Here is a 12,954-nt window from a genome sequence, read left to right as displayed (position 1 = left end):
ATCGATCTCAGTAGCGGGAATGTCACCAAGTTCGAGAAGGCGTTGGCGCCGTTCATCGAATCAGCGACGAAAGTCGCTGGGCGCCGAGGTCGTCCGCGTGGCTCGCGGCGGGACGGGTCGGCGGCACGCTCCAAGGAGGAGCTGTCGGCTATCCGGGAGTGGGCGAAGAAAAACGGCCACAAAGTAAGCGCACGTGGCCGCATACCCGGCGACGTCGCGCAGGCCTACCAAGCCGCGCACCGGCGCTGATTCGTCACAATTCGGTAATGGCTCTGCCGCCCGCCGGGCATTTACAGTGGAACTGCCCCGGCGGTTGACCGCCGCGCCGCCGGGGCAGCCGCGTTTTGAACGTCACGGAGCTATTGGTGGCGCGGAGGCCGTCGGTGCGCAGCCTGCCTCGATTAGCACGATGGCTGCACGGCCCGCGTTGCCTATAGGCGGGCTGACTTGTTTTCCGGCGGTGCTACTGCGGAGGAGACCCAACGACGGGGAAGTTCGAAATCACCAAGGACAAGGGCGGCAAGTTACGGTTCCGGCTCAAGGCCCGCAATGGCGAAATCATCGCGACCAGCGAGGCTGATGAGTCCAAAGCCGGCGCCAAGAACGGCATCGCCTCGGTGCAGAAGCACGCCGCCGGTGCGAGTGTCGTCGACCTGACGGAGTAGCGCCGCCGAAGGCGACACTGGCGGGTTGGGCGGCAGGCTAGCGCCCGGTATCTGGCTTCGAGCCGTTGGCGATCAGCCCGTACAGCGGATTTTGCGCCGCGGCAGCGCGGTTTTCGCTTCCCGCCGCCGTCACGTACCGCTGGGAGGTCACCATGGATTCGTGGCCCAGTAGCTTCATCAACGTGTAGACGCTGACGTCGGCGTTGGCCAGCTCGGTGGCGTAGGTGTGGCGCAGCCCGTGCACCAGCGCGCCGCGCGCGCGTTGTCCGTCGAGCCCGGCCTTCTTGAACGCGCGCAGCACGCGGTATTGCAGGGTGCCCCGGGTGAGCCGCCCACCGTCGCTGCCGACAAACAGCGGCGCCGACGCCGGCCACGCGCTCAGCCCGCGCCCGGTGACTCCGCGCTGTTTGGCGGTGGTGGGGAACCGGGCGGCGCGGGTATCCAGATAGGTCTGTATCACGTCGATCAGGGCCTGCTCCACCGGGATTCGGCGATCCTTGCCGCCCTTGCCACGCACGTGGATGACGCCGCCGTCGTCGGTGAGGCGGATGTCGCCGACATCGGCGCGCAACAGTTCGTCGGCCCGCAGGCCGGCCAGCAGCGCGGTCAGCACCAGCGCTCGGTCCCGCTCGGCCCAATCGCTGCGCCGCCGCGAACCACTGTCGGTGTCGATGGCGGCCAGCAACTCGGCGACGGTGTCGCCGCCCAGGCCCTTGGGCAGCGTCTTCGCCACCTTCGGCCGCCCGATCAGCGGCATCGGGTTGGAGGCGATCAGCTCGCTGGTGTACAGGAAGGTGCACAACGTGTTCCAGTTCGACCAGCAGCGCCGGATCGACGCGGCCTCGTGCGTCGCGGCGTAGGCCGCGAACGCGGCTCGGATCGCCTCTCTCGTCAGCTCATCGGGTGTCAGCTCCGCGATCGCGTCGCGGTCAGGGGCCATCAGCGTCGCGATGGCGACGAAGTCCTGGCGATAGGCCTTGGCGGTGTGCGGCGACGGCTTTCGGATCGCGCGGTCGGCGAGGAAGGCCGTGAACCAGCCCGGATAGCGCACCGGCTCCCAGTCGGGCCTGTCAGACCGCGCCGCCATGCAGCGATGATCGCACGTGCCGGACGGAATCTGCCCGACCGCTGGGCGCTTCCGGCCCGGCGGGATCACAATCCGGCCGCGATGAAGATGAACGGAAGCTGACGCCCGGCCATCGCATCGACCGCCGTCGGGTGAACAGCTCGGTTCGCACAATCGTGATTCGTCGGACATGATGTCGGGGTGTCGGCGCAGTACAGAGGTGGCCATGCAGCGCGCTTAAGGGTGGCCCGAATGGCGAAGCCGCGGCCGGTGAACGACGCGGACATGGCCCAGGCGCGGCTGTTCGAGGTGATGCTCGAGGACGAGATCGCTGAGCTCGAGCAGCTTGTCGAAACCGTCGATGCGCGCTGTCGCCGCAACCAGATCGACGGCCTCAAGCCCCGGGCCTCCGAAGAGCTTGCACGGCTGCGGACGCGGCTCGCCGAAGCGCAGCGGCTGCTAACGGCATTGCGTAACCGGTTTCCGTAGCGCCGTCACATCACGCGTCGCCCGGCCGGTGACGCATCGTTCGGGTGTAGTCCGGCGCGGGGCTGCCGGTGGCGACGAAGATCATCCGGCGTCCCACTTGGACAGCGTGGTCACCGATCCGCTCGTAGTAGCGGCCGAGCAGGGTTACATCGACGACGGTGGCGGTGTCGCCCGTCCAGTCGGGCGAGGCGAGCGCGTCCAGCAGGGCAGCGTGCAGATCATCGAGGATGTCGTCCTGGTCCTCCAGGGCCGCGGACCGCTCGGGATCCGCGGTCTGCAACACCTCGCCCGCGGCGCCGATGAGCTCGACGGTCACCTGCCCGATCCGGGCCACGGTGGGCAGGATTTCGGCGGGCAGCGCTCGCGGGTGCCGGCGACGGGAAACGTCGGCAACGTGGCGCGCCAGCCCTCCCATCCGGGCGAGGTCGCCGACCATCTGGATGGCGCTGACCACACGGCGCAACTCGGTGGCTACCGGCGTTTCCAGGGCCAGTAACGCCACTGCCAGACGTTCGGAGGGTTCTCGCTGGGCGTCGACGCGCTCACAATGATCGATCGCGATCCCGGCGGACAGTGCGTCGTTGTGCACCAGCGAATCGGTTGCCTGGCTGACCGCCTCCCGCGCCAGGAGACACATCTCCAGCAGCTGGCCGGTCAGCTTGTCCAGCCGCGCGTAAAACTGTGTCCGCACCGCGCGATTATCGCCGTCGAGGGCTAACCGTGTCTCTTCTGCACGTTCAACTGATTGACTTTCATTTGAATAATGAAAGATCCGCAGTTGCGCTACCGCGTGGTCGGCACGGTCAGGGCGCGCCGGCGGGACGGGAACGGTGGCATCCTGGCCGGGTGGGATTCGTGTTTCGTCTCGCGGAGTTCTGGTGGCTGATCTTGCCGATCGGTGGCCTCATCTTCGCTTGGCGCCGGGCGGTCTCGGGTGCCGCCGAGTGGCGACCCCAGCGCTACCCGCCAGCGTCCACGATCGCGGGCCCCGAACGGAGCAGATCTGCGCGTGACCACGAAGCCGTTCGACGGCGGGAGATCACCCGGATCCTCGAAGAGCACAACCGGACGGACACCCGCTGGCTGGACTACGAAATCGACGTCGCCAGGCTTCTGGACTTCCCGATGATGACCGATATGCGCGATCCCCTGACGATGGGTTTCCACAGGGCCAAGCTGCGCGCTGATTTGCTGCGCCCCGTCAACGTCGAGGATCTGCTCGCCGAGCGCGACGCGGAACGGGAATACCGCGACGCGGTCGCCGATTACGTCGCCGCGTTCAACGTCGCCGAGGCGGAGGCGATTCGGAGGCGCCGCAGCGACTTTTCGCCCGCGGGACAGCAGCGGCTCGCGCGGGCCCAGGCCCTGCTGCGTCTGGCGTCGGACTCGGCGGCGACACCGCAGGAGCGCCGGCAGGCCTACGACAGGGCGTGCAAAGAACTCGACGGCCTCATCGTGCTGCCGACGGCGACACGCGCCGGCATCGAGCGCCGAATTGCCGGACAAATCGAAGGGTAGGCGGCGTCACGGCCGGCGACGCCGCAGCTCTGAAGGTCAGCTGAAGAGTTTGGCGCGGCACCGCAACGCGCGCCGCCGATCCCTAGGTTGGACCCATGGTGATGCGGCTCGCCGCGCTGCTGGGCGTGTTGCTCGTACTATCGGGGTGTTCGGCGGCGGGCCAGGCGGACGCTGGGTACCCCGGACGGGACCAGTGTGCACGCGATGAACTTCGGCGGCCTCAACCGCACCTACGGGTGTACAAGCCCGCCGGCCTGCCCGCGAGCGCTCCGCTCGTCGTCATGCTGCACGGCGGATTCGGCACCGGCGAGCAAGCCGAGAAATCCGACGTCGGTGATGCACATCCACGGCACCGCCGACCGGCTGATCCCTTATAACGGCGGGCGGGGCGCGGGCGTCGTCAACGGGCCGTCGGTGGCCGACGTCGATGCCTTCTGGCGCAACGCCGACCAGTGCGGGCCACCTGCGGTCACCACCGCCGGCCCGGTCACGACATCGACCGCCGGGTGCGCCGACAACCGCGCCGTCGTCGGCGGCCACCAATGGCCCGGCGGTACCACGTTCCTCGAGCGGGGTGACCCGATGTCGCAGGCGCTGAACGCCACACAGACGTTCTGGCAGTTTTTCGTCGATCATCCGGGATACCGGAACTGAAGCCGAGATGACCGGTGCCGGAACTCAGCGTCCACGGAGAGGCGGTGGTCATGACATTCACCGAGGCCGTTGTGAGGTTCATTCACTGGTTGCGGGCGGGTTATCCGCGGGCGGCGCCGCGCTACGGCTACGTGCCGTTGATCGCGCTCTGCGGTCGCGACACCGGAACGGATGACGGGCCCGCGTGACGCGCCGTGCGTCGGGATGATGTCGCGCGCGGTGCGGGCGGGCAGTTTTCCACGGGCTAGCCCGCCTGTCGCGCAGGGAGGACCGGGCCACTAACCCGGCGTCAGTGTGCTAGCCGCGGTGGCCGGCGGGCAGGAAGCGTGATCCTGGAGTTCCTCGCCGGCCGCCGTATCGCCGGCGCTGGTATCCACACGATCGGCGAGAATGACGAAGCCGGGCTGCCCGTCGGCGTCAAAGGTCCCCACCACCACCAGACTCTCATCCGCCATGTCGGCGCGTGCGCGCTTGTCGCGGTCGGCCAGGAGCGTGAAGGGGTTGACGGCGTCGAGATCGTCGCCGTTGACTGCGATGGCACTGTAGGGATGACCGGCGAGGGGGATCGGGAACGCGGCCCAGGTGGTACCGATCTCGGCCGCATGGTCGGTCAGCGCCTGATGCACATCGGCGCGGATGCAGTCGATGTGGATGTGCAGCTGGTCCTGCGTCTGCGCGACCTGGGAGTTGATCGCGAGACTGACCCAGTCGCGTGGCACCGGCCGCCCCGCGCGCTGATCGACGAAGAAGCGTGCGCGCCACGCCGCCGCGAAAAAGTTTGTCGCGCCGGGCGCCAGGACCGCGGGGCTTCCGATGCCCGACATGCGGCCGGTGGGGATGAGGAGAAACTGGGTCGCGCCGTCGATGTCCTTCAGCACGGCGTAGCCGTTGTCCTCGCCGCCGCTGACATCGACCAGCGCGCAGGGGGCGGGATCGCCGCTGTGCTGCTGGTCGGGAACGCAGCGGTCATGGACGATCGTCCAGATCGCGTCGGGATCGGCGTGCGCCCGGCCAACGCTGAGGCCCCGACACGCAACAATGAGCGCCGCCGCATACACGAAAAGGAAACGGCCCAGCGTCCACGCCCGGGACACCGCTGTTGGGCTGCGGCCGTGATGTGCGCGCATCGCGACGCTCCTTGTCTTCTCGGCAACTTGTCTTCTCGGCAACCCGCCGGACAGCTGACCCATCGTGTGGCGTCCAGGGTCACCCCCTCGGTTCCGGATAGCCGCCGAATTCGGCGTTTTCCGCTCGTCACGTGTTTCAGCTGGAGCTGCCATCCGATGCGAAGACGGGCATACGAACGCGAATCTTGTTCTGTGCAAAGGTTTCCGATCCCGCGGCGGTGTGTGCCGCTCATGGCGCGCCTCGCAAAACTGCCTGTTCGGAGCGGTTTTTCAGATCACTGTCAACCATCCTCAGCGATTTCTCAACGCGGCTGAATAGGTTCGGGCCAGTGCCATCCGGGCCGCGAGGTGGCGGTGGACATGTCGGGCCGCTTGGTGATCCGGGCGACCTGCGCGGCACTGGTCGCCGTGCTCGTCGCGCTGATCACCTACCAGACCATCCAGGTCCGCCGTTACCCCCCCGCGCCGTTCTTGTTAGCGTCTGGCTGTGGGTCGCCTCGGGGGAGTCGCCGCTGTCCTGCTTTTGATCTTTTCGTCCGTACCCGGTACGCCAGGCGCAGAGGCCGACGGCGGCGGGGACGAGCCGCAGTATGCGGACTTCTACACGCCGCCGGATCCGCTGCCGCCGGGTCAGCCGGGTGACCTGATCCGCACGGAACCTTCGCGGCTGGTGCTGGAGCCGTCCGGCCAGTTGGGTGCGTTTGTGGCCACCGGTACCCGGATCATGTACCGCAGCACGGACGCGCGCGGAAACCCGATCGCCGTCACCGGAACCTACTTCGAGCCCGACAACCCGTGGCCAGGCAAAGGCCCGCGGCCCCTGATCAGTTACGCGCCGGGGACGCAGGGGCAGGGCAATCAGTGCGCACCCTCGCGACAGTTCAACCAGGGCATCCACTATTCCGGGGGACTGGACCTGGCGTTCAACTACGAGGAGCTGTTCGTCGCCACGATGGTGGCGCGCGGATTCGCGATCGTGATGACCGACTACGAAGGACTCGGCACGCCGCCGATGCACACCTATGTGAACCGCCTCGCCCAAGGCCAGGCCGTTCTCGATGCCGCACGGGCGGCGCTGCGGATGCCTGGAACGTCCTTGGATCCGCACGGACCGGTGGCGTTCTGGGGGTATTCGCAGGGCGGCGGGGCGACGGCATCGGCCGCCGAATTGGCGCCGTCCTACGCCCCCGACCTTCATGTCGTGGGCGCCTACGCCGGCGCGCCACCGGCCGACCTCAAGGAGCTCTTGCCCTACGCCGACGGCAGCGCCCTGGTCGGCGTCGTCGGTTACGCGCTCAACAGTGTCATCGCCGCGTATCCCGAGGAAGCGGAAGCGATTCGCTCCAAGCTGACGCCCGGCGGCGAAGCCATGCTCGCTTCGGTGGCACGCCAGTGCATTGCCCAGACCATCGCCGACTTCGCGTTCCGCCATCTGCAGCCCTACTTCAACGAAGACATTTGGCAACTAGTCAACGAGGAACCCATCAGCAGCCTGTTCGATCTGCAGCGGATCGGACGCTACAAACCCAACGCGCCGGTGCTGATCAACAGCAACCGCTACGACCCACTGGTGCCGTGGACGGCAGCCAATCAGCTCGGCCGCGACTGGTGCGCCCTGGGCGCCGACGTCGAATTCCGCACCAACGAGGAACCACCATTCCTCAACAAGCTCGTCATCAACCACGCCCTACCGATGCTCGTCGACGGTGAGCCGGCCATGCAATGGGTCGCCGACCGCTTCAACGGCGTACCGACCACACCCAACTGCGGCCAATTCTGAGCGCGCTTGGGAAGCCCGACAAACGCGGCCGGGGGTCGTCCGCTGCGCGGTCAGGGGTTAGGTTGTGTCGGTGTGCGAGCTCTGCGTGTGCACACGCACGGATGCCGTTTCCCGGCGGGATGTGCTGAAAATTGCTGCCGCCCTGCCGGGTGTGGTCGGCTTGAGCACCCTGCTGGCGACGCAGGCGATGGCCGGGAACGGTATCGCCGGGATGCGGGTCTTCCTTGATCCTGGCCACAACGGCGCCAACGACTCATCGATCAACCGACAGGTCCCCGACGGACGAGGCGGCACCAAGGAATGCCAGACCACCGGCACCGCGACCGACGACGGTTATCCGGAACACTCGTTCAACTGGGACGTCGTGCAGCTCATCAATGAGGCGTTGACCCATCTGGGTGTCCGCACGGCGCTGTCACGGAACAACGACGATGCGTTGGGGCCGTGCGTTGATCAGCGGGCGGCGATGGCCAACGCCTTCGCGCCCGATGCGGTGGTCAGTATCCACGCCGACGGCGGCCCCGCGTGGGGGCGCGGCTTTCACGTCAACTACTCCAGCCCGCCGTTGAACAGCGTTCAGGCCGGCCGCGCCGTGCAGCTCGCCACCGTGATGCGAGACCAACTCGTCGCCTTCGGAATGCAGCCATCGAACTACATCGGTTCCGAAGGACTCTACGGTCGTCCGGATCTGGCCGGCCTGAACCTTGCTGAATACCCGGCCATCCTGATTGAACTCGGCAATATGAAGAACGCCGACGAAGCGATCGCGATGACGACGCCGACAGGTCGCTCCCAATACGCGGCTGCCGTCATACAAGGCATCGCGCAGTACCTCGGCCAGCAGACAAACTGACGGCGACCGCTCGCTATGGTCGAGACCCGTTGTGCCACTGTATGTTTCGTACCAGCAAACGGGTTCTGATCGCAGAAGCCGGGCCGGTCGTGGTTGGCGATCAGGGCGGTGACGCCTTGGGCTCCCACCACAGCTCGTGAATGTGGTTGTCGGTGAAGCCGTCCGGTAGAAAAAGTTGCCGAAAGTGTCCGGCGGCGGGGGTGGCGGCTCCTGCCCGGCCGTCGGCCGTGGTAGCGCTTTAACCGTGCTTTAACCGAGCACCGAGGCAACGCAAGTCGCTGCGTCGGCGACCAGCGCATCACTGGGTTCGGCGTCATATCCGCCGGCGCGATCCGACATGATCGCGACGATGTGCGGGACACCCGCGGGCGACCACACGACAGCGATGTCGTTGGCGCGTCCGTAGTCACCTGAGCCGGTCTTGTCGGCGACCTTCCAGTCGGCGCGAAATGCCACCCGGATCCGGTTGGCGCCGGTGGTGGTGCGTTCCATCCAATCGGTGAGCATGGCCCGCTTGTCGGGGGTCAACGCGTCACCCACGACGAGCTGCTGATAGATCCCACCGACGGCACGAGGAGTCGTGGTGTCTCGCTGATCGCCGGGGGCATCGCGGTTGAGCTCCGGTTCTGCCTGGTCCAACCGGCTGACGGTGTCGCCCAGACCGCGCAGGTAGGCGGTGAACTCCGCGGGCCCGCCGATGTCATCCAGCAGTAGATTGGCCGCGGTGCCGTCGCTGTAGCGCACGGCGGCATCACAAAGCTCACCGATTGTCATGCCGGTCTGCAGGTGCTGCGCGGTCACCGGGGATGCCGACCGGATCGCGTCGCTGCCGTAGGTAATCAACGTGTCCAGATGCGTGAGCGGATAACGATGCAGCACCGCCGCGACGAGCGGCGCCTTGAATGTCGAGCAGAATGCGAACCGCTCATCGGCGCGGTAGGCGATCGTGGCACCCGTGTCCGTTGACAGCACGTATACCCCAAGCCGCGCGTCATATGTACGCTCAAGGCCGGCAAGACGATCGGCCATACCGGGCGCGGGGGTCGAAGTCGTCTTTGCCGACCGGTCTTCACCCCTGGGTCGTCCGCAGCCAACCAGGGGCGCCAACACAGCCAGCGCCAACAGCTCCCGCCGGCCGACGCCGCTCATCGGCAACGAACCTCGATCAGCAAAGCCCTGCCCACCGGCACGCCACAGTGTGACACGGCCACCAGCCCCGCCTGCTGCCGTCCAGTCGAAACCCGGGAAGCGAAGATGGCCCCGCTACGTGCTCATGAGGACAGCCTGATCGCCTGCTCCGGGCAGTTCTGCTCACCGATGAGAGCATGCTCGTGCAGCTCACCGGGGATTTCCCCGACACGCACGATCGAGTGTCCGACCTCGTCGGCATCGAAGACGTCAGGCGCCAACGTGTAGCAGCGCCCGTGCCCGACACAGCGGTCCGCGTCGACCGAGACGCGGGTCACCGCGAGGGCACCGGGAACGTCAGCGGCAGGGTATCCACCGAGCGCAGCGCGCGGGTGTAGCTGAGCTCGACGCCGGGCGGGATCTCGTAATCGGGGATGCGCCGGTGGAACTCGCGCAACGCCACCCGCAGCTCCATGCGGGCCAAATGGGAGCCGAGGCAGCGGTGCGGACCGCCGCCGAACGCGCGGTGCCGGTTCGGGTTGCGCCGGAAGTCGACAACGTCCGGGTCGCGGAACTCGGCTGGGTCCGTGTTGGCGGCGCCGAGCAACGGGCTGACACGCTCGCCCTTGCTGACCGGGCAGCCGGCGAGGTCGACGTCGTGCATGGCAACGCGCGCCACCCCCGGCACGGGTGTCTCCCAACGCAACAGCTCTTCGATCGCGCTTGGCAGCACGTCGGGCTGCTCAATAAGCAGCCAACGCTGCTCGGGGTGGCGCGCCAGGTAGACGAAGAAACAGTCCAGCGAGTCCGTGACGGTGTCGAGCCCCGCGATCAGGAACAAGAAGCAGATGTCGAGCAGCTCCTCGCGTGACAACGGCCGGCCTTCGATGCCTGCCACGATCAACGCGGACAGTACGTCGTCGCGCGGGTTGGCGAGGTGGTCGTCGATGGTGCGCTCGAAGTAGTCGTAGATCTGTCGCGCCACCGGAGCCGCCGCCCGCCGGTGCTGCTGCGGGGCCCCCGCACCCTCCGGGCGGATCACGCCGTCCTTCCAGATCAGCAGCGTGTCCAGGTCCTCAAGCGGCAGGCCGAGCAGCCGCAGGAACACCGTGCACGGAAGGGGGACGGCGAACTCGGCGTGAAAGTCGCACTCGCCCCGATCGGCGAAAAGGTCGATCATCTCGTTCACCAATGCCGTGACCATCGGTTCTCGCCGGGCCATCTCGCGCGGCGTGAAGAGCGGGTCGAGGATGCGGCGGTACTTCGCGTGCTCGGGCGGGTCGACTTGCAGCGGGATCAGGGGCCGCAGATTACCGAGGTCGACCGCATCCATGTTCGACGAGAAGAGGTCGGTGCGTTTGAGTGCCATCTCGATGTCCGAGAGGCGGCTGAGGACCACCGCCTGGGGCGAGCGAAACACGGGAGTCGACTCGCGCAGGAACTTGTACATCGGCTGCGGCTCCGCGAGGCCCATCACCGACTGGTCGACGTAGCCTTCGGTTTCTGTCATGCCGCAAGCCTGACACCTCGGAAGGAACAGGCGCCCGATATCGCAAAGATACATAAGATAAGCGAGTTCCTGACCTCCGTACGTGACCGGCTCCCGTCGTTCAGGCGTCGGCGCGGCACAGGGCAGACGGCGCTAATCCCCGGTAGGAGGTCGCGACATGTTCGACCTGAAGGTAGTCGGTGGCACGGTGGTCGATGGCACGGGTGTGCCGCGTTACCTCGCTGACGTCGGGGTAAACGATGGTCGGATCGTTGAGGTCATGCGGCGGGGGGCGACCGACCCCGGGCTGGAAGCTCAGGCGCGGGAAACCATCGACGCGACCGGCCGCATCGTCGCGCCGGGGTTCGTCGACATTCACACCCACTACGACGGTCAGGTGAGCTGGGACAGCCTGCTCGAGCCCTCGAGTGGCCACGGCGTGACCACCGTCGTCGCCGGCAACTGCGGCGTCGGCTTCGCCCCGGTCCGGCCCGGCCGCGAAGACTGGCTCATCGAGCTCATGGAGGGCGTCGAAGACATTCCCGGCACAGCGCTCACCGAGGGCATCTCGTGGGGCTGGGAAAGCTACCCGGGATACCTCGACGTGATCGAGCAGGGAAAGTTCGCCGTCGATGTCGGCAGTCAGATCGCCCACGGCCCGGTCCGCGCGTACGCGATGGGTGAGCGCGGTGCGCGCAACGAGCCAGCTACACCAGAGGACATCGAAGCGATGGCCCGGCTGGTGCGTGAGGCGGTCGAGGCCGGGGCGCTGGGTTTGTCGACATCGCGTACCCTCGGCCACCGAGCGGTGGACGGCGAGCCGGTCCCGGGGACCTTCGCCGCCGAAGATGAGCTTTTCGGCCTGGGCAGGGCGATGGCCGCGGGCGGCCGTGCGGTATTCGAACTCGCTCCGGAAGGCGTTGCGGGGGAGGATATTCTCGCCCCCAAGCGTGAACTCGCGTGGATGGAGCGGCTTGCCGCAGAGATCGACCGCCCCGTCTCGTTCGCCCTGATTCAGATCGACGCCGCGCCCGACCTGTGGCGCGAGCAACTCGAGATCTCCGCCGCCGCGCATGCTGCCGGCAGCCGGTTGTATCCGCAGGTCGCCGCCCGGCCTTTCGGCATGTTGATCGGCTTTCCCGGGCATCATGCCTTCACGCATCGCCCCACCTATCGCAGGCTGCAGGCCGAACTCGGACCCGAGGAGCTCGCGGCACGGCTGGCCGACCCGGCGGTCAAGTCGGCGATCCTGTCCGAGACCGACCTGCCGCCCGACCCGTCGGTCCTGTTCGACACCATGTTTGCGCTCGTGCAGCATGCGTTGGGGCGCCTCTACGCCATTGGCGACCCGCCCGACTACGAGCCGACACCCGAGCGCACGGTAGCGGCGATCGCGCGGGACCGCGGCGAGGACCCACTGGCCACGCTCTACAACCTGATGTTGGAGTCAGACGCGGCTGCGATGCTGTTGTTGCCGCTCCTCAACTACAGCGACGGCAACCATGACGCGATCCGCGAGATGCTCACTCACCCGGCCGGAGTCGTGGGTCTGTCCGACGGCGGCGCCCACTGCGGGATGATCTGCGACGCGTCCTATCCCACGTTCCTGCTCACCCACTGGGCACGGGACCGTCACCGCGGCGAGAAGCTCCCGCTGGAGTATGTGGTGCGCAAGCAATGCCACGACACGGCTGAGCTTTTCGGCCTCGGCGACCGCGGCACGATCGAGGTGGGCAAGAAGGCCGACATCAATGTCATCGACATGGATGCGCTGACGTTGCATGCCCCGCAGATGGTCTACGACCTGCCCGCCGGCGGGCGTCGGCTCATGCAGCGCGCAAGCGGATACGCCGCCACGATCGTCAGCGGGGTGGTAACCCGCCTCGACGGCGTGGACACCGGCGCGCGCCCGGGCCGCCTGGTGCGAGGCGCCCGCTGACCGGGTGACGTTGCCCGGTAACGGAGTTGCCCTCGGTCACTCTGCTAGCGAGTCCGAATCGCTTGCCGCCCACAAGAAGACCCGCGCGGCGTGGATGCCGGTGCACTGCCGAAGCCGGCCACCGACTCTGCGCTACCCAGAACTGCCCCACCGGCGAACCTACTCAGGTGCTCGGCCGGGTGTTCACCGTCTGCCGCCGCTGGAATCAAGCCAACCGAGGATGACACGCAGGGCGAGTCCCAAGTT

Annotated in this window: 14 protein-coding genes and 1 pseudogene; 9 read left to right on the top strand and 6 right to left on the bottom strand. The window is 67.3% G+C overall.

Annotation, left to right across the window (positions count from 1 at the left end; translation table 11 throughout):
* Both VKG81_RS11515 and VKG81_RS11510 read left to right on the top strand, forming a co-directional pair.
* The coding region (locus VKG81_RS11515; RefSeq protein WP_324396041.1) for an Lsr2 family protein at window positions 1–249 on the top strand (249 nt) is incomplete at its 5' end.
* Window positions 250–500: 251 nt separating this feature from the next.
* Complete coding sequence (locus VKG81_RS11510; RefSeq protein WP_324396043.1) at window positions 501–665, top strand: YegP family protein; 165 nt, start codon at window positions 501–503, stop codon at window positions 663–665.
* A gap of 37 nt (window positions 666–702) precedes the next feature.
* Here VKG81_RS11510 and VKG81_RS11505 read toward each other — a convergent pair whose 3' ends face one another.
* Window positions 703–1,752 (bottom strand): tyrosine-type recombinase/integrase, encoded by a 1,050-nt coding sequence (locus VKG81_RS11505; RefSeq protein WP_324396040.1) that lies wholly within the window; start codon window positions 1,750–1,752, stop codon window positions 703–705.
* Between the two features lie 231 nt (window positions 1,753–1,983).
* Here VKG81_RS11505 and VKG81_RS11500 point away from each other — a divergent pair, with 231 nt between their 5' ends.
* Window positions 1,984–2,220 carry a hypothetical protein gene (locus VKG81_RS11500; protein ID WP_324396039.1) on the top strand — a complete coding sequence of 79 codons (237 nt, stop codon included), beginning with the start codon at window positions 1,984–1,986 and terminating at the stop codon, window positions 2,218–2,220.
* A gap of 10 nt (window positions 2,221–2,230) precedes the next feature.
* On the opposite strand, the gene VKG81_RS11495 is transcribed toward VKG81_RS11500, so the two are convergent.
* On the bottom strand, window positions 2,231–2,911 hold the full coding sequence (locus VKG81_RS11495; protein ID WP_324396038.1) for a phosphate signaling complex PhoU family protein: 681 nt from the start codon (window positions 2,909–2,911) through the stop codon (window positions 2,231–2,233).
* A 155-nt stretch (window positions 2,912–3,066) separates the two neighbouring features.
* On the opposite strand from VKG81_RS11495, the gene VKG81_RS11490 reads away from it, so the two are divergent.
* From VKG81_RS11490 to VKG81_RS11480, 3 genes and pseudogenes are all read left to right on the top strand, one after another.
* A complete protein-coding gene (locus VKG81_RS11490) occupies window positions 3,067–3,738 on the top strand; it encodes a hypothetical protein (RefSeq protein WP_324396037.1) in 672 nt (223 codons plus the stop codon).
* A 95-nt stretch (window positions 3,739–3,833) separates the two neighbouring features.
* Window positions 3,834–4,392: pseudogene (locus VKG81_RS11485) on the top strand (hypothetical protein).
* 50 nt (window positions 4,393–4,442) lie between these two features.
* Complete coding sequence (locus VKG81_RS11480) at window positions 4,443–4,580, top strand: DUF3349 domain-containing protein (RefSeq protein ID WP_324396036.1); 138 nt, start codon at window positions 4,443–4,445, stop codon at window positions 4,578–4,580.
* Between the two features lie 90 nt (window positions 4,581–4,670).
* Here the strand turns inward: VKG81_RS11480 and VKG81_RS11475 are convergent, their stop codons facing one another.
* Window positions 4,671–5,519, bottom strand: coding sequence for a CDP-diacylglycerol diphosphatase (locus VKG81_RS11475; protein ID WP_324396035.1), 849 nt, complete (start codon window positions 5,517–5,519; stop codon window positions 4,671–4,673).
* Window positions 5,520–6,006: 487 nt separating this feature from the next.
* Between VKG81_RS11475 and VKG81_RS11470 the strand changes: the two genes are divergently transcribed.
* On the top strand, window positions 6,007–7,299 hold the full coding sequence (locus tag VKG81_RS11470; RefSeq protein WP_414685244.1) for a lipase family protein: 1,293 nt from the start codon (window positions 6,007–6,009) through the stop codon (window positions 7,297–7,299).
* A 70-nt stretch (window positions 7,300–7,369) separates the two neighbouring features.
* Entirely contained in the window at window positions 7,370–8,152 is a 783-nt protein-coding gene (locus VKG81_RS11465; RefSeq protein WP_324396034.1) for an Rv3717 family N-acetylmuramoyl-L-alanine amidase, read from the top strand.
* 249 nt (window positions 8,153–8,401) lie between these two features.
* Here VKG81_RS11465 and bla read toward each other — a convergent pair whose 3' ends face one another.
* The 3 genes from bla to VKG81_RS11450 form a co-directional block, all read right to left on the bottom strand.
* The gene (gene bla, locus VKG81_RS11460) at window positions 8,402–9,301 is read right to left on the bottom strand and encodes a class A beta-lactamase (protein ID WP_414685243.1); all 900 of its coding nucleotides are present in this window, start codon (window positions 9,299–9,301) and stop codon (window positions 8,402–8,404) included.
* Between the two features lie 122 nt (window positions 9,302–9,423).
* Window positions 9,424–9,618: a ferredoxin gene (locus VKG81_RS11455; protein WP_324396032.1), complete on the bottom strand. Its 195-nt coding sequence runs from the start codon at window positions 9,616–9,618 to the stop codon at window positions 9,424–9,426.
* Window positions 9,615–10,790 carry a cytochrome P450 gene (locus VKG81_RS11450; RefSeq protein ID WP_324396031.1) on the bottom strand — a complete coding sequence of 392 codons (1,176 nt, stop codon included), beginning with the start codon at window positions 10,788–10,790 and terminating at the stop codon, window positions 9,615–9,617. The genes VKG81_RS11455 and VKG81_RS11450 overlap by 4 nt, the downstream gene beginning before the upstream one ends.
* A 157-nt stretch (window positions 10,791–10,947) precedes the next feature.
* Here VKG81_RS11450 and VKG81_RS11445 point away from each other — a divergent pair, with 157 nt between their 5' ends.
* Window positions 10,948–12,708 (top strand): N-acyl-D-amino-acid deacylase family protein, encoded by a 1,761-nt coding sequence (locus VKG81_RS11445; protein WP_324396030.1) that lies wholly within the window; start codon window positions 10,948–10,950, stop codon window positions 12,706–12,708.
* The last annotated feature ends 246 nt before the right edge of the window (window positions 12,709–12,954 follow it).

Source organism: Mycobacterium sp. (assembly GCF_035314905.1).
Classification (GTDB): Bacteria; Actinomycetota; Actinomycetes; order Mycobacteriales; family Mycobacteriaceae; genus Mycobacterium.
Note: the sequence above shows the minus strand (reverse complement) of the source record. Positions and strands in the feature narration are given on the sequence as shown.